The following is a 16,340-nucleotide window of genomic DNA, read 5'->3' on the forward strand; positions in this document are numbered from 1 at the left end:
GGCGACGAGCGCCCCTCTTCAGCGTGCCGCGAGCATCCGGTCGGCCGTGCGCAGCGACAGCGCCATCTGTGCCAGGCCCGGGTTCGCGGAGAGCGCGCTCGGGAACGTTGAGTTGTCACATATCCACAAGTTGTCGATGTCATGCGATCGACCATCCCCGTCGACCACGCCGTCACTCGGATCGTCGCTCATCCGGCACGTGCCGAGCGTGTGCGCCGTGCGCGCAAGCACCCTGGTGCTCCGTGCCCCGGCTGCCGTGAGGATGTCCGTCATCGTGCGGATGGCGTGGCGGTCGATGGCCTGCTCGTTGTCGCCGGGCGAGAACGAGATGGTCGCACGCGGCAGACCCCATTCGTCCTCCTCTGACGAGAGCTCGAGCCGGTTGCCGTCGGCGGGCAGGCATTCGGCGTTCATCCCGATGCCGGCGTTGTACCGGGACGCGTCGAGCTCGTCGACCAGCTCGGTGCCCCAGAGCCCGCCGCCGCGCACGAGTGTCGTCGCGTAGTTGAACGGCATGACGCCGAGGCTCTGCAACAGATACCCTCCGGCGAAGTCAGCACCGTCAGGGCGGACGAAGTCCTCGGTGATGAGCGCCGACGGGTAGCCGCGGTAGCCGCGGATCTGCTCGTCGAACCGTCCCCACACCTGCACCGCACCATGGGCGAGGAAGTTCCGTCCGACCTGACCGCTGGCGTTCGCGAGGTCGTTGTGCAGCAGGAGCCGAGGGGTCTCCACCCCGCCGCCCGCCAACACGAGCACCTCGCAGCGCTGCCGCTTGTCGACGCCGTCCTGGCGATAGACGACGCCCGTCACCCGACCGCGGGCATCCCGCTCGATGGTGTGCACGACGGCGTCCGGCCTGATCTCCGCTCCCGCCGCGACCGCAGCCGGCAGGTAGGTGATGGCGGTCGTCGCCTTCGCACCGTGGCGCTCGCCCTGGTGGATGGAGCCGACGTTCGTCGTGGCGCGTCGGAGGCCGTGGTGCGGCTGATCGCGGTCGCGCGTGATGATCGCGGCGGGTGCGTCGGTCGCCCGGATGCCGAGCGACTCTGCGCCCTTCGCCATGAGGTCAGCCGGGGCGTTCCGCTTCGGCGGCGCGTACAGGTAGGTGCGCGACGGGTCCCACGGATACGGCGTCGGCCCGGAGACACCGATGGTCGCCTCGACCTCCTCGACGTAGCGGGTGAACTCCGCATGGTCGACGGGCCAGTCGCGCCCGAGACCGGTCTCGCTGCGCAGACGCAGGTCCCGGGCGTCCGGCCGGGGCGTGAACGCGCCCCAGTGGACGGTGCCACCGCCGACGCCGAACCCGCTGTTGTTCGGGCCGAACGCCGTCGGAGCGTCCCCGCCGCTGAACCGGCTGGACATCCAGTTGATCGTCGTCGCGTCGACCTCGTCCGGCGTGGACTCCGCGGGGTCGTGATTTGGCCCTGCCTCGAGAGCGACGACGCGCAGCCCCGCCTCAGCGAGTCGCGCGAGCAGTGGTGCGCCACCCGCACCGGTACCGACCACCACGACGTCGACGCTGTCGTCGAGGTCGTAGGTCTTCATCGCGTCCAGGTTCACGCTGTGTCCTCCTGCTGCTGTGCGGGTGTGGGGGCGGGCGCGGCGCCGAGGTCGGAGGGCTCCCAGTCATCCCGGGTGTCGGCACCGAGCTCGCGGTAACCGGCGAAGTCGACGTCCTCAGCTCCGGTCGCGAACCCGTCGTACCCGACCCGGGCCAACGACGCGGGGTGGATGAGCCACTCCCGCGTGACGTCCACGCGCAGGTCCTCGAACCAGCGCCGCAGATCGTCTCCGTCGATGGCGCCCCCGGGGACGCCCTGGCCGTCGATCACGGCACGGATCACGGCATCCTGGTCATCGGCCGAGTCCGGCCAAGCGGTTCGGAGGTCATCCAGCCCGGCGCGGTAGGCCTCGTCGTCCGTGAGTCCTCCGACCGGCCGCCATCCGTCGCCACCACCGGCTGCGAGGTCGGCGTCGACTCGCGCGGCGAGGTCGATCCGCCCACCCGCCGGCTGCGGAACCACGCGATCGGCGACGACGCGGAGCAGGTCCAGCTGTTCCACGCTCAGCACGCGGGGCCGGTACCGGGGGTCGTCCGGTAAGGCGCGGCGTGCCAGCGCACTCCGTACCCGCGGCGTGGTCCGCGGGGACGCGATGACGAGCCCCCACTCCGCGGGGACGATCGCACTGTGTGCGACGATCTGGTCCCACAGCTCGGTGATCGCGCGCGCCACCTCGACCGGACGCTCGAAGGAGAGCAGATGTCCGGCTCCGGCGAACGGCACGAATCGTGCGCGGGGGTAGACGTCCGAGAGCAGCTCGGGCTGCACCGCGGCTCCGAGTGCCTCGTCCTGATCTCCGGCGAGCACGGTGCACGGGAGGTCGAGGGTGCCGACGGAGGACGCGATGTCCTCCACGCTCCCCTGCTCCAGCCAGCGGCGCCACGCGACGGGCGACATGGCCTGGACGGACGCCACGGCGGCTGACTGCAACTCGGCCGGCAGGGGCGCACCAACGTTGTCATCCACGAAAGTCTGCGCGTCCGCCTCGGCGATGGGCCCGTCCTTGACCCAGGCGAGCATCTGGTGGCGCTTGGCGGCCGGCATCGGCTCGGGCGTGGGCGGTGACGGCGCGAGAAGCACGACACCGAGGAGGCCGAAGACGGGGACGTCGCCCCCGCGGACCCGGGCGGCGATCCCGGCGGCGACCTTGCCGCCCATGCTGTGGGCGCACAGCAGCCAGGGTCCGCCGTCGGCCTGCTCCGCGATCACGGCGAGGGCAGCGTCGACCTGCGAGTCGACCGAGCCGTCCGGCGCGTCGGCCGTGTCTCCCTGGCCGGGCAGCTCGACGGCGATCACCCGGAACCGAGCATCGAGCTCACGAGCCACGGGTGCGACCGCGGCGGCGTCGAGGCCCAGCCCGGGGAGGAAGAAGACCGTGCACGCAGCCGCGGTCACGGGGTGACCATGCCGCCGTTGACGTTCAGCGTCGCCCCGGAGACGTAGCCGGACTCCGCCGAGGCGAGGTAGACGTACGCCGGCGCGAGCTCAGCCGGCTGCCCGGCACGCTGATAGGTGTTCTCGTCGTCGAAGTGCTCCATCTGCTCGTCGGAGACGCCGTCCGAGACCTGCAACGCGGTCCACACGGGGCCGGGAGCGACCACGTTCACGCGGATACCGCGCGAGGCGAGCTGCAGTGCGAGCCCCTTCGAGAGGTTGTTGATCGCGGCCTTCGTCGCCGCGTAGTCGAGCCGGTCGGGTGACGGCTTGTACGCCTCGAGCGACGCCGTGTTCACGATGCTCGCGCCCTCGCCCAGGTGCTCGAGCGCAGCCTTGGTGATCCAGAAGTTCGCGAACACGTTCGTCCGGAAGGTCTCCTCGAACTGCTCGTCGCTGAGGTCTTCCACCCGGTCGACCGCGATCTGCTTGCCCGCGTTGTTGACGAGGACGTCCAGGCCTCCGAGGAAGTCCGCGGCCTCCGCGACGAGCCGACGGCACTGGTCGGCGTGCGAGATGTCGGCGACGATCGCCTTGCCCCGGCGTCCTGCGTCGGCGATGAGCGACAGCACGTGCTCGGCGTCCTCCTCCTCACCCGGGAGGTGGGCGATGACCACGTCCGCGCCTTCGCGGGCGAACGCGATCGCCGTGGCCGCACCGATCCCGGAGTCGCCGCCCGTGATGAGCGCCTTCCGACCGGTCAGCCGTCCGCTGCCCCGGTAGCTCGCTTCACCGAGGTCGGGAACGGGGGTCATCCTGGCCTGCACGCCGGGTTCCGGCTGGTGCTGCAGCGGGGGCTCGACCCGGTCGTACTGGGTCACGGGGTTGGTCAGGTCGTACTGGTCGCGCGGAGACATGACGACCACGCTAAACGAGACGCAGGCCGGAACCGGTGGGGTTGCACTCAGCGCGTCCGGTGGTGCAGACGTCCGATGGAGGGCCGGCGTTCGGGCCGCGTGATCCATGCGTGGAGCGCGTCGTCGCCGATCGGGTCAACAGAACGATGAGGGTCCGCCCCAGCCGCCGACCCAGGCCGCCACCCGGGGATCAGGCCGGAGCTGGTGGACGCCGTCGGCGACGAGCTGCTGCGTCTCGAAGGCATCGGGACTGCCCCAGCGTTCCTCACGCCGCGCGGCCCGCCGGGATCGCACGCGGCCGAGCAACGCGCCGTCCGGGTCGACGAGCTCGACGGTGCCCACGTCTCCGGTGCCGAGGCGCGCGACGAGATCGACGATCCACGTCGGGTCGAGGATCACGACCGGACGGTCGAGCTCCCACGTCACTCGGGCGTCGACTCCGGCTACTTCACCCAGGACGCGCGGGTCTGCCCTGAGCTCCTCAGCTCCGCCGTCCTCGAGGACGAACCGAGCCCGCGGGAAGGCGGTGAACAGCGAGTCCGCCGCAACGAACCGAGCGGCCGCCGTGTGGACTCCCCGCAACCGCACCATGAGATCGACCGCGTCCGACCACAACGCCCGCGGCGCGGACCCCGACACCGGGATCGACGACAGGAGCCGCAAGGTCTGGGCGTTCGCGCGTTGCATGCCTGAGCCGTCGCGCTCGGCCCACTCGGGGCCGTCGTGCCAGGCCACCGCGGTCGGGACATGGGCGAGGACCGCTCCCGCCTGCCACATGCGGTGCGCCCACTCCCAGTCCTCCCCACCGTAGGAGGTGAAGGACTCGTCGAATCCGCCGACCTCGTCGAACATGCTCCGCGAGCATGCGAGGACCGCGCCGATCATGAATCGATAGGAGCGGTCGTCCGCGTCGCGCAGATGCCGACTGCGCGCGTACTCCTCGGCGAGCCACGCCGGTTCGGCGAGCTCACGGCCGGCGGCCGCCTCGACGACCGGTGTATCCGGGGCGACCCCGGCGAAATCGGCGTGGCGACGCCGCCCCACCGTGACCGCCTCGGGCAGCAGGGCGGGCAGCCGCGTGAGCGCGCGCACGTACCCCGGCTCGGGGACAGTGTCGGCATCGAGGAAGCACAACACCTCGCCGCTGCTCGCCCGCACGCCCAGGTTGCGGACGGCGGCAAGCCGGAACCCCTGGTCCTCCTGCCGGACGAGGATCACGTCGTCCGGAACCGACACGTCACCCGGGGATCCGTCGTCGGCGACGATCACCTCCAGGAGGTGACGCGGGTAGTCCTGCGCGGCGAGGGCGTGCAGGGTCCGGAGCAGCTCACCGGGCTGGTCGTAGTGCGCGACGATCACCGAGACGCGTGGCAGCGGATCAGGATGGACGTCGTCGAGCGTGTCCCACCGGTTGCCGACGACCCACGGCTGCGCACTCCCGCTCACGCGTTGCGCCACACGGAGAGCAGGGCCGCGAGCCGGTCGACGGCAGCGACGACGAACTCGGGGTGGGACGCATACCAATCGGTGTGGGCGGCGCGCACCTCGGCGTCGTCGACCTCGACGCCCTCGAGGATCCAGTGGTCGCGGGGCTCGTCCGTCAACGACCAGGCGTCGACGACCTCTGGTGCGATGGGGGCGCGCACCGCGTTGAGCAAAGGGCGTCCGGGGTCGGTGACGCCACCAGGGGCCCCCAGGGTTTCGAGGATGCGGGCGCCGAGCGGCAGCCAGATCGCGTTCCCCGGGTGGTTGACGGTGCGCGCGTGGTCGGCGGTGACCGAGTCGAAGAGGTCGGAGACCGGCACGTCGGTCGCGGCCTCGCGTCTCCGCAGTTCCTCGACGGAGGCGCGGCCGATCGCGCGCACGGCGTCCGGCTGGAGCGCAGACGCGACGGGGAGGCCTGCGGCGGCCGCGAGCGTCCGGACGTCGTGGTACGCCACGATCGGCGGGTTCTCCTCGACGCCGGGGACCCGGACGGCGGCCTGGAACGGATGCAAGCCCCCGAAGCGCACCGGCGTCACCGTGAGCACGCGGCCGCTCGTGGAGGCTGCCACCTGACGCGTGCCGAGCGGCAGATCGTGGTAATCGTCACGCACCGGCTGCGATACGACCGTGTGCGCGGCGCCGACGACGTCGTGCAACCGTCGCGCGTCCTCGGCGGTCATCTCGTGCACGGCCGGCACGCGCACGAACCGGCGGTCCGGTGCATCCATGACGGTGCGCAGGGATTCAGCCTGGCAGTTGCCGAGCACCACCCCGAACTCCGTCGGTAACGGAGCGAGGCCGTAGAACTCCGCGTAGTGCCTGCGGCGTGCCTCCACCGGCGACCCGGCGGGCGCAGCGGTCGTGCCCGGTTCCAGGGTGTGGCTCATGCGTCGACGGTATACCGTCGCCGTGCGTGGCGTGGTCCTGCCACATCGGGGTTGCGCCGGGACGCCGGGGTCTGCCATCAGCGCCGAGCATGCGGGCCTGCACCGCGCTCGATCGGGGTGGCGCTGCTCGCCTGGCGGCACGGCGCGGCCTCATGACGGTGGTGACGGTCTGCAAGAATGGGCACATGTCGTCCGCCCGCTCGACCCGCACCCTTCGTGGTGTGGTCGCCGCGGCGTTCTCGACCTTCGTCGCACTCCTGTCGCACGTCGCCGGCGGCGGCTCGATGCCCGGCGTCCTCGGTGTCGTCGTGCCACTCGTGTTCTCGACCGTCGTCTGCGTCCTGCTCGCAGGCAGACGGCTGTCGATCGTCCGTCTGTCCGTCTCCGTCGCGGTGAGTCAGGTCCTGTTCCACACGCTCTTCGTCCTCGGCACCGCCCAGGGCACCACCTCGACGGCGACGCCGAGCGGACACCTCTCCCACGGATCACCGGTGATCCTCGACACGTCGTCGATGCCGATGATGCACGACGGGCACGCCGGTGTCGGCATGTGGTTCGCCCACCTCGTCGCCGGCCTCGTGACCATCGCCGTGCTCCACCGAGCAGAGACGCTGCTGTCGACGGCCGGAGCCATCACGGAGTTCGTCCTCGCACGGCTGGTGCCCGCGATCCTCGCGGCCCTGGCGTCGCCGGTGCTGCCGGCACGGGTGCTGCCGCAGCGCGATGTACCGATCCTGCGCCCACTCGGTGTGTATCCGGAGACGACCGCCTTGCGCGGGCCTCCGGCGCTGTCCTTCCTCTGAGATCACGGCACGACCTCGCCGAGCTGCACGCTCGGTCGACGGTCACCGCTGCGTGCGCATAGGACGCTTCCTCGACGACGACGCTCGAACCAGCGTCGTCTCGATGCGCCGTGCACCGGCGGAGTGCCACCATTTCCGCCGCTCGGTCCTGCCCCGGCGCCCGTTCGGGCCCGATCGCGGGCTCGCCGGGTGAGCTGTGCCGCAGGGTTCGTCCACTCGAGCCCGCGGGGAAGGAGCCACCTCCTGTGGCAGAAACACCCATTCCGTCGAACGCTCCCGAAGCCGATCCGAGTAGTCAGCGAGGCCCGTCTCCCGTCCTGGTGCCGATCCGTGCACCTGAAGCCGTCATGCTGGCCGCGGTGCCGGTGGCGGTCGTCGTGGCGCTCTCCGCGCTGCAGTTCACGGGTGCGTTCACGACCGGCACGCTGCTGTCGGATCCGGGGGTGATCGTCACTCGCGGTCTGCCGGTCGCGAGGGTCGTCCACGATGCGGCAGCGTCGGTCACGATCGGCCTGCTCATCGCTGCGACCTTCCTGCTGCCAGGGCAGCGGATCCTCCCGGGTGTCGTGTCGTTCTCGCAGTCGAAGGCGATCCGCTGGGCGGCCTGGGCGGCCTCCGTCTGGCTCGCGGCGGGAATCGCAGTGCTGGTGTTCACCGCGGCGAACTCCATCGGTGTGCCGGTGTCCTCGCCGACGTTCGCGAAGACCTTCGTGTTCTACGCGACGCAGTTGGAACTCGGGCAGACCCTGGTGTGCTCGCTCGCGTGCGTGCTGGTGGTGTTCTGCATCGTGCTCCTCGCCCGCCGTCTGGCGTGGATCGCCGCCGCGAACGCGATCGCCGTCTTCGCACTGCTTCCGCTGTCCCTGTCTGGTCATGCTGCAGGCTCCGACGAGCACGGCAACGCGGTCAACTCGCTCGCGATCCACCTGATCGGCGTCACCGCCTGGGTCGGCGGTCTCGTGGCCGTGATCCTGCTCCGTCGGAAGATCGGTGATCAGATCGGCGCGGTCGTCGCACGCTACTCGGTGCTCGCCGGTTGGGCGTTCGGTGCGGTGGCCTTCTCGGGCGTCGTGAACGCCTCGCTGCGACTCGCAGGCCCGACGGACCTCCTCACCCCGTATGGGCTGCTCCTGGTCGCGAAGACCGTCGCGCTCGTGCTGCTCGGACTCGCCGGCGTGTGGCACCGGCTCCGGCTCATCCCCCGGCTGCAGGCCGAACCCGGGAAGCGGTCGACGTTCATCCGGCTCGCTGTCGTCGAGGTCGTCGTCATGGCGGTCACGATGGGCGTCTCGGTCGCGTTGTCGCGCAGCCAACCGCCGGTGTCGCAGGAGCCGGTCGCCGACGACGTCCGCCGCCGGCTCCTCGGGTTCGCCTACCCGCCGGAGGTGACGCCACTGCGGATGTTCACCGAGTGGCACGTCGACTGGATGTGGGCCGGCCTCGCCGTGGTCGGTGCGGCCTGGTACCTGTGGGCGTTCCGTACGCTCCGGCGCCGCGGCGACGCCTGGCCCGTGGTCCGCCTGATCGCTTGGCTGGCCGGCTGCGCGGCGCTGTTGTACGCGACCAGCGGTGGCCTCGCCGTGTATGGGCAGATCCACTTCAGCACGCACATGCTGCAGCACATGGCGCTCATGATGATCGTGCCGCCGCTGCTCGTCCTGGGCGGCCCGATCCTCCTCGCACTGCGAACCCTGCCCAGTCGCACCGACGGAGGCCGAGGCCTCCGGGAGTGGATCCTCGCCGTCGTGCATTCGCGGTACCTGCGGCTGCTGTCGAAACCGGCCGTCGCAGGAGTGCTCTTCGCCGGGAGTCTGGTGGTGTTCTACTACACCGGTTGGTTCGAATGGGCGATGCTCGCCCACCAGGGTCACATCCTGATGACGGTGCACTTCCTCGCCACCGGGTACCTGTTCTTCTGGGTCCTCATCGGCATCGACCCGGGCCCGAACCGCACGGCCTACCCGTTCCGGATCATCCTGCTGCTCGCGACCCTCGCTTTCCACGCCTTCTTCGGACTCGCGATCATGTCGAGCGCCACCGTACTCGCCGAAGGGTGGTGGACCGCCCTCGGATACACGAACACCGCAGCGCTCCTCGCCGATCAAGCGGTCGGCGGCGGCATCGCGTGGAGCGTCGGCGAGATCCCCGCCGTCCTGGTCGCTCTCATCGTCGTCTCGCAGTGGGTGCGGAGTGACGAACGTGCCGCGAAACGCTACGACCGCCGAGCAGAACGCGACGGGGACGCGGAACTCACCGACTACAACGCCCGCCTCGCACGCATCAACGACCACGACCATGCCTCTCGAAAGGACCACCCGTGACCACACGCGCACTGACCCGACGCGACGCCGACGGCCCACCCCCGGAGCCGGTTGATCGCTGAGACGCCGTCGAGAGGGGTCGCGCTGGGCGGATTCAGGCGGTGACGACCGCGATGACGAGCAGCACGACGGTCGCCGCAAGCACTCCCAGGGTCACGGCCCGCGTACGGCTCCGGTGCTCCGGCGGCACAGCCAGCGGCAGCGAGACCGCCACGACCAGCCCGGCGAAGAGTGCGATCGGGGTTCCAAAGAGCAGGCTGTACCCGTGGAGGTCGCGGTCGTCCCAGCCGAACCGGCTCGACACCACCATCCAGATCGCCAGCAGGAACACGATCGCGGCCGCGGCGGCGACGACACCGGCGATCACCCGGAGGACGAGACGTGTCCGAGTGGTCGCCCGCCGTGCGTGCGGGTGGGCCATACGGCCACCCTAGAGCGGAAGCCGAGGCGTCGGCCAGACCAACGGAGACGGTCGCTCTCCCCAGGTCGCCTGAAGCCGCACCCGTCTTCGGATCAGACGACCTCCGCCGACCGGCTCCTCGCGGCGTAGACGGCGGGGGTCATGGAGAACCGGGCCCGGAACGCCCCGATGAAGCTGCTCACCGACTCGTAGCCGACCGCGGGTGCGACATCCTGTACGGCGACACCCCGTCCGAGCATGCCCGCGGCAGCATGCAGGCGCACGCGGACCCGCCATTCGCGGAAGGTGCATCCCGTGCCGTCCACGAACGCCCGGCCGATCGTCTTCGAGCTGACGCCCGCCGCCGAGGCCCAATCGTCGAGCCCACGCGGGTCGGCGGGGTCGGCCATCAGGGCCGACGCGATGGCACGCGCGCGCGGTTCACGGGGCATGGCCAACGCCTCATCGTCGCGAGCCGCCGCCGACAGCAAGTCGATCAGGAGCGACCAGCATCGCCATCGCCGGCGCCCGGTCGGGTCGGCGTCGAGCAGGTGGGCCAGCAGCGCTGCCGACAGCTCGTCGACCCGGACGGTCCGTGCACCGTTCCACCGGCCGCCCTGGGGGCGCAGTTCCGGGTCGGCGTAGACGCTGATGAGCTCGCCGGGCTCGCTGAAGCTCATTTCGTGCACCATCCCCGCGGGGATCCATGCGAGGTGCTCTCGCCGCAGTCGCCGTCGATCGCCGGGGACCGACACCTCCATCGCGCCGGAACTCATCCACGCGAGTTGGTCCTCGCGGTGGGAGTGCTCATCGAACCGTGTCGTCGCGTCGACCCGCGAGCGGGAAACCCGGAACTCCCCCGATGTCCCTTCGGCGTCATCCAGCGGGCCGAGGAGCTTGATTCCGCCGTCCGAGTGATCGCGACCAGACATCCAGCTGTCTCCATTCGACAAGTCCTGTCCACTCAGCGCGATAGCGCGAAGCGATTAGGCAAGGCTAACCTGACTGTCGTCATCCCGCCAGCCGAACCGATGAAGGACCCCATGATCGTCCCGAAGCACTACCGCGCCCCGAGCGCGAGGACCGCTCGTCTGCTTGCCGCGGTGAGCGCGCTCGCCCTCGTCGGTGTCGCGCTCTCCGCCTGCTCGAGCGCCGCGTCGACCACCGCCGAGAACCCGAACTACACGACCGAGCCGAGCGACTCGTTCCCGGTGACGATCGAGCACGAGTACGGCGAGACGGTGATCCCGTCGGAGCCGCAGCGGATCGTCGTGGTCGGTCTGACCGAGCAGGACATCCTCCTCGAACTCGGTGTCACACCGATCGCGACGACGGAGTGGTACGGCGAGCAGCCGTATGCGGTGTGGCCGTGGGCGACGGATCTCCTGGGCGATGCCGAGCCGACCGTCCTCACCACGACCGACGGGTTCGAGTACGAGAAGATCGCGTCACTGCGGCCGGACCTGATCATCGGGACGAACGCCGGCATGACCGAGGAGAACTACGGGAAGCTCGCGGAGATCGCGCCGACCGTGACCAATGAGGAGGGCGCTGGGCTCTACTTCGCGGACTGGCGGGACCAGACCATGATGGTCTCCAAAGCCGTGGGTCGGTCGGCGGAAGGCGAGGCGCTCATCACCGGCGTCGACGAGGCCTACGCTGCGGCGGCGGCAGCGCACCCGGAGTTCGCGGGCCTCACGGCGACCTTCTCGCAGGGTGGGCCGTGGGACGGCAACCTGTGGGTCTACCCCGACGGCCTCAACACCGACTTCCTGACGGATCTCGGGTTCACGATCACGCCCGGGCTGCAGCAGTACGTCCCGAGCGAGGGCGGACAGGCGCAGATCGCCGCGGAGAACGTCGGTGTCATCGACGCGGACGTGATCGTCTTCGCCACGGAGTCCGCGGATGCCGTCCAGGAGGTGCTGGGCTTCGGCACCACCTCGAGCCTCGACGCCGTGACCGGCGGGCGAGCGGTCTTCACCGACGGCGAGCTCGCCGGCGCGATCTACTTCCTCACCCCACTCAGCCAGAAGTACGTCCTCGAGCAGCTGGTGCCGCGCCTGGTGGACGCCGTCGCCGGCACAGCTCCGCAGAGCGTCGACGGCTGACCCGTCGGTGACCTCGCGCACCCCTCGCGGGCGCCGTTCGCTGGGGCTCGGGATCGCGGTCGCGGCACTCGCGACCGCGGTCCTGCTCAGCGTCCTCGTCGGGTCCCACCCCGTGGGCCCGACGGACGTCTGGCGGACACTCACGAGGCCCGATGGCTCCGTCACCGATCTGGTCGTCCTCGATCTGCGGATCCCCCGCACCGTGGCAGGACTCGTCGTCGGCGTCGGGCTGGGCGTCTCCGGCGCCCTGATCCAGGGCCTCACCCGCAATCCCCTCGGTGATCCAGGTATCCTCGGCGTCGACGCGGGCGCGGCACTCTTCGTCGCGATCGGTGTCCTGTTCGGCGCTCGCACGCCCGTGCAGTACCTGCCGTTCGCGTTCCTGGGAGCCCTGGTCGTGACGGCACTCGTCTACGTGATCGGCTCGGCAGGACGTGGTGGCGCGGATCCGGTCCGGCTGACCCTCGCCGGCGTCGCCCTGGCAGCGGTGCTCAGCGGCATCACGACCGCCATGATGCTCCTCGATCCGGTCGCCTTCAGGCAGCTCCGCGGCTGGAACGCCGGGTCCTTCGTGGAGCGCGGCTTCGACGTCATCCTGCCCGCACTCCCCTTCGTCGTCGCGGGCGTCGTCATCGCGCTGTTCAGCGCGCGATCGCTGAACGCCCTGGCGCTGGGCGACGATCTCGCCTCCTCACTCGGTACTCGCCTCGTGAGCACCCGCGTGCTCGCCGTCGTCGCGATCACCCTGCTGGCTGGTGCGGCGACCGCGATCGCCGGGCCGGTCGGCTTCGTCGGCCTGATGGTGCCCCACATCGCGCGGTGGATCGTCGGTCCCGACCAGCGGTGGATCGTGGCGTATTCGATCCTGATAGCGCCGGCCGTGCTGCTCACGTCCGACGTGATCGGTCGCGTGATCCTCTGGCCGAGTGACGTCCCGGTCGGGATCGTCACCGCGTTCATCGGCGCGCCCGTGCTGATCCACCTCGTGCGGCGCGCGAAGGCGAGCGCACTGTGACCGGCGTCGAGACGGGACCGCGCACGGTCGTGTGGCGTCGGCGATCCCTCTCCGTCCGCGTCCGGCTGCGCACGATCGTCGTGTGCGGCGTGTTCTGCGCGGTCCTCTTCACCCTGGCGCTGCTCGCGTTGTGTCTCGGCGACCTGCCACTGTCGGTCGACGAGGTGGCGTCGGCGTTCCTCGGCGGGCCAGGCGGTCTGGTGCAGACGGTGGTGCTCGAGTGGCGCCTCCCGCGGGTCCTCGCCGCGCTGCTCTTCGGAGGGGCCCTCGGACTCTCCGGCGCGATCTTCCAGTCCCTCACCCGCAACCCACTCGCGAGCCCCGACATCATCGGGCTCACCGCGGGATCGTACGCGGGCGGTCTCATCGTGATCATCGTGATCGGCGCGGGCGCCGGCTCGGCCGTTGTCGCGGGCGGTGCCATCGGTGGCGGGCTGATCGCCACGGCGCTGGTCTACCTCCTCAGCTACCGTCGAGGCGTCCAGGGCTTCCGGCTCATCGTCGTGGGCATCGGCATCTCCGCCATGCTCGAAGCGCTCAGCTCCTACCTTGTACTCAGGGCGAAGCTCGAAGTCGCGATGCTCGCCACCGTGTGGGGTGCCGGCTCGCTGAACAGCGTGGGTTGGGCGCAACTCCTCCCCGCCGCAGCCGTGATCATGGCCGTCGCCATCGCCCTCGGTCCGCTCGGTGGTTCGCTCCGCCAGCTCGAGCTCGGCGATGACGCAGCGAAGGCGCTCGGATCGCGGGTCGAACGTTCGCGGCTCGGTCTCGTGGCGTGCGCCGTCGCGCTCACGGCTGTCGTCACGGGCGCGGCCGGACCCATCGCGTTCGTCGCCCTCGCCGCCCCGCAGATCGCGCAGCGGATCACCCGCACCGCCGGCATCGCACTGGTGCCGTCCGCCCTCCTCGGTGCGCTCATGCTGCTGGCATCCGACATCGTCGCGCAGCACCTGTTGCCGACGTCGCTGCCGGTGGGGGTCGTCACCGTGATCGTGGGTGGCGGCTACCTCGTCTGGCTCCTCGTCCACGAGATCCGCAGGCGCTCGTGACCGTTCTGTCGTGAGGACCGGGGATACCCCCTCACCGCATCGATCGGCGGCCCTCTAGCCTGATGCCGAAGAGCCGACGCAGCCCACGCGACGGCGGAAACGAGGCACGATGTCGCTCCCTCCCGCCCCCGATCCCACCCGAACCACGAAGCGCTTCATCCTCGCCGCCTTCAGCTTCGTCGCGCTGATGGCGTCCGGCATCGGTGTCGTCGCGTGCTCGATCGGCCTCGGAGACACCGGCCATCCCGCCATGATCGTCGGGCTCGCCGGAAGCGTGCTCGGCATCGCCGCCGCCTTCGTCGTGATGTGGACGGCCCTGCGGTCCGAACGCTGACGAGATCCGCGGCCGCCAGAGCGTTCAGGTCGGGAACGGCGAGGCTGATACGCTCGCGCAGGTCTGCGTTCGCGTCGCCACCCGGGTCGTGACCGGGGTCAGGGACGCGCTCATGCGCAGCGGGGCGTGAGGAATCGCAATGAGCATGGAGAGCGCGGCCTGGAGCTCGCTGTACAAGATCTCGACCGCCAAGGACGGCAAGCACGGCATCTCCCGTGAGTCCGTGCGGCGCATCATGACGTTCGCGGTGCCCTACCGGTCCAAGTTGCTGGTCTTCATCGCCCTCTCCGTCGCGGGAGCGTTCCTCGCGGTCGCGACCCCGGTGCTCGCCGGCCAGGTGGTCGACGTCATCGTCGCCCGGGGCGAGGTGGCCACGATCGTCCGCCTCGCGGTCGTCATCGCCCTCGTGGCCGTGGCGGACGCCGCCGTGTCGCTGCTGACGCGATGGTACTCGGCGCGGATCGGCGAAGGCGTGATCCTGGACCTCCGCACCGCCGTCTTCAACCACGTGCAGCAGATGCCGATCGCGTTCTTCACCCGAACCCGGACGGGCGCGCTCGTGAGCCGCCTCAACAACGACGTGATCGGCGCGCAGCAGGCCTTCAGCGGCACGCTGTCCGGCGTGATCACGAACCTCGTGGCCCTCATCCTCACGCTGATCGTCATGCTCAGCACATCCTGGCTGGTGACGGTCCTCGCCGTGGTGATGCTCCCCATTTTCCTGGTACCCGCGCGCCGCATGGGTAGCCGCCTCGCCGCGCTGCGTCGTGAAGCCGCCGACCACAACTCGGCCATGAGCACCCAGATGACCGAGCGCTTCTCAGCGCCCGGCGCCACGCTCGTCAAACTGTTCGGCCGACCGGATCAGGAGGCTGAGGAGTTCCGCGTCCGCGCCGCTCGCGTCCGCGACATCGGCGTCCGGACGGCGATGCTGCAGTTCGTCTTCTTCACCGCGCTGATGCTCGTCTCCGCCCTCGCGCTCGCCCTCGTGTACGGCCTCGGCGGTTTCCTCGCACTCGCCGGGCAGCTGGACACCGGTGAGGTGGTCACCCTGGCGCTCCTCCTCACCCGCCTCTACGCGCCGCTGACCGGCCTCGCGAACGCCCGGGTGGAGATCATGAGCGCGGTGGTCAGCTTCGAGCGCGTCTTCGAGGTGCTCGACCTCGAACCGCTCATCCAGGAGAAGCCCGACGCCGTCACCGTCGCCAATGGTCCGGTGTCCGTCGAGTTCGACGACGTCCACTTCGCCTACCCGTCCGCGGACAAGGTGTCCCTCGCCTCCCTGGAAGAGGTTTCGACGCTGGACACCCGCGGCGGCGAGGAGGTGCTGCACGGCGTCTCCTTCCGGATCGAGCCGGGGCAGACCGTCGCCCTCGTCGGCTCGTCAGGAGCGGGGAAGTCCACGATCGCGCAGCTGCTGTCGCGGCTGTATGACGTCGATGAGGGCGCCGTGCGTCTCGCGGGGACGGACGTCCGCGATGTCGCCTTCGCCTCCATGCGGCACACCCTGGGCATGGTGACGCAGGACGGTCACCTGTTCCATGAGACCATCCGCTCCAATCTGCGCCTCGCGCGTCCGGAGGCGTCCGAGGACGAGGTGTGGGACGCCGTCCGCCGCGCGCGGCTCGAACCGCTCATCCGGTCCCTGCCGGACCAGCTGGACACCATGGTGGGCGAGCGTGGCTACCGACTCTCCGGTGGTGAGCGCCAACGGATGACCATCGCGCGGCTGCTCCTCGCCCAGCCGCGCGTCGTCATCCTCGATGAGGCGACAGCGGCGCTGGACTCGACCTCGGAGGCCGCGGTGCAGGCGGCGCTCAGCGAGGCGCTCGAGGGCCGGACGGCGATGGTCATCGCGCACCGGCTTTCGACCATCCGCAGTGCGGACCTGATCCTCGTGGTCGAGGACGGCTCGATCGTGGAGCGGGGCACGCACGAGGAGCTGCTGGCTTCCGGCGGGCGGTACGAAGAGTTGCACCGGACGCAGTTCGCCGTCCAGAAGAACCTGGCAGCGGCGGAGGAGACACCGAGCGGGACCTGACCGCGGTCGCCCCCTCGCAGCCTCCGGGCCGATGG

The 16,340-nt window shown here is 70.5% G+C and carries 14 protein-coding genes; 7 read left to right on the forward strand and 7 right to left on the reverse strand.

What is annotated here, in order from left to right; genetic code table 11:
- Window positions 1-18 precede the first annotated feature (18 nt).
- The 5 genes from IFU11_RS02025 to IFU11_RS02045 all read right to left on the reverse strand — a co-directional run bounded on the left by IFU11_RS02025 (window position 19) and on the right by IFU11_RS02045 (window position 6,231).
- Entirely contained in the window at window positions 19-1,566 is a 1,548-nt protein-coding gene (locus tag IFU11_RS02025) for a GMC family oxidoreductase (protein WP_371742699.1), read from the reverse strand.
- Window positions 1,563-2,963 carry an alpha/beta fold hydrolase gene (locus IFU11_RS02030; RefSeq protein WP_192018030.1) on the reverse strand — a complete coding sequence of 467 codons (1,401 nt, stop codon included), beginning with the start codon at window positions 2,961-2,963 and terminating at the stop codon, window positions 1,563-1,565. The genes IFU11_RS02025 and IFU11_RS02030 overlap by 4 nt, the downstream gene beginning before the upstream one ends.
- Window positions 2,960-3,859 (reverse strand): SDR family oxidoreductase, encoded by a 900-nt coding sequence (locus IFU11_RS02035; RefSeq protein WP_192018031.1) that lies wholly within the window; start codon window positions 3,857-3,859, stop codon window positions 2,960-2,962. The genes IFU11_RS02030 and IFU11_RS02035 overlap by 4 nt, the downstream gene beginning before the upstream one ends.
- Before the next feature lie 135 nt (window positions 3,860-3,994).
- Window positions 3,995-5,305, reverse strand: coding sequence for a glycosyltransferase family 2 protein (locus tag IFU11_RS02040; RefSeq protein ID WP_371742700.1), 1,311 nt, complete (start codon window positions 5,303-5,305; stop codon window positions 3,995-3,997).
- Window positions 5,302-6,231: a WcbI family polysaccharide biosynthesis putative acetyltransferase gene (locus IFU11_RS02045; protein ID WP_192018033.1), complete on the reverse strand. Its 930-nt coding sequence runs from the start codon at window positions 6,229-6,231 to the stop codon at window positions 5,302-5,304. The genes IFU11_RS02040 and IFU11_RS02045 overlap by 4 nt, the downstream gene beginning before the upstream one ends.
- Before the next feature lie 185 nt (window positions 6,232-6,416).
- Here IFU11_RS02045 and IFU11_RS02050 point away from each other — a divergent pair, with 185 nt between their 5' ends.
- Together IFU11_RS02050 and IFU11_RS02055 are read left to right on the forward strand one after the other, a co-directional pair.
- Complete coding sequence (locus IFU11_RS02050) at window positions 6,417-7,034, forward strand: hypothetical protein (protein ID WP_192018034.1); 618 nt, start codon at window positions 6,417-6,419, stop codon at window positions 7,032-7,034.
- A 245-nt stretch (window positions 7,035-7,279) separates the two neighbouring features.
- Window positions 7,280-9,355, forward strand: coding sequence for a cytochrome c oxidase assembly protein (locus IFU11_RS02055; protein ID WP_371742701.1), 2,076 nt, complete (start codon window positions 7,280-7,282; stop codon window positions 9,353-9,355).
- 94 nt (window positions 9,356-9,449) lie between these two features.
- On the opposite strand, the gene IFU11_RS02060 is transcribed toward IFU11_RS02055, so the two are convergent.
- Both IFU11_RS02060 and IFU11_RS02065 read right to left on the reverse strand, forming a co-directional pair.
- Window positions 9,450-9,776 (reverse strand): hypothetical protein, encoded by a 327-nt coding sequence (locus tag IFU11_RS02060; protein WP_124769234.1) that lies wholly within the window; start codon window positions 9,774-9,776, stop codon window positions 9,450-9,452.
- A gap of 92 nt (window positions 9,777-9,868) precedes the next feature.
- Window positions 9,869-10,687 (reverse strand): helix-turn-helix domain-containing protein, encoded by an 819-nt coding sequence (locus IFU11_RS02065; protein ID WP_192018035.1) that lies wholly within the window; start codon window positions 10,685-10,687, stop codon window positions 9,869-9,871.
- A 111-nt stretch (window positions 10,688-10,798) separates the two neighbouring features.
- Here IFU11_RS02065 and IFU11_RS02070 point away from each other — a divergent pair, with 111 nt between their 5' ends.
- The 5 genes from IFU11_RS02070 (at window position 10,799) to IFU11_RS02090 (ending at window position 16,305) form a co-directional block, all read left to right on the forward strand.
- Window positions 10,799-11,866 carry an ABC transporter substrate-binding protein gene (locus IFU11_RS02070; protein WP_192018036.1) on the forward strand — a complete coding sequence of 356 codons (1,068 nt, stop codon included), beginning with the start codon at window positions 10,799-10,801 and terminating at the stop codon, window positions 11,864-11,866.
- A 7-nt stretch (window positions 11,867-11,873) separates the two neighbouring features.
- Window positions 11,874-12,881 carry a FecCD family ABC transporter permease gene (locus tag IFU11_RS02075; RefSeq protein ID WP_192018037.1) on the forward strand — a complete coding sequence of 336 codons (1,008 nt, stop codon included), beginning with the start codon at window positions 11,874-11,876 and terminating at the stop codon, window positions 12,879-12,881.
- Window positions 12,878-13,930 carry a FecCD family ABC transporter permease gene (locus tag IFU11_RS02080; RefSeq protein WP_192018038.1) on the forward strand — a complete coding sequence of 351 codons (1,053 nt, stop codon included), beginning with the start codon at window positions 12,878-12,880 and terminating at the stop codon, window positions 13,928-13,930. Before IFU11_RS02075 ends, IFU11_RS02080 begins: the two co-directional genes overlap by 4 nt.
- A gap of 109 nt (window positions 13,931-14,039) precedes the next feature.
- A complete protein-coding gene (locus IFU11_RS02085) occupies window positions 14,040-14,264 on the forward strand; it encodes a hypothetical protein (protein ID WP_192018039.1) in 225 nt (74 codons plus the stop codon).
- A 139-nt stretch (window positions 14,265-14,403) separates the two neighbouring features.
- A complete protein-coding gene (locus tag IFU11_RS02090; protein WP_192018040.1) occupies window positions 14,404-16,305 on the forward strand; it encodes an ABC transporter ATP-binding protein in 1,902 nt (633 codons plus the stop codon).
- Window positions 16,306-16,340 lie beyond the last annotated feature (35 nt).

Source organism: Plantibacter sp. CFBP 8804 (assembly GCF_014841225.1).
Classification (GTDB): domain Bacteria; phylum Actinomycetota; class Actinomycetes; order Actinomycetales; family Microbacteriaceae; genus Plantibacter; species Plantibacter auratus.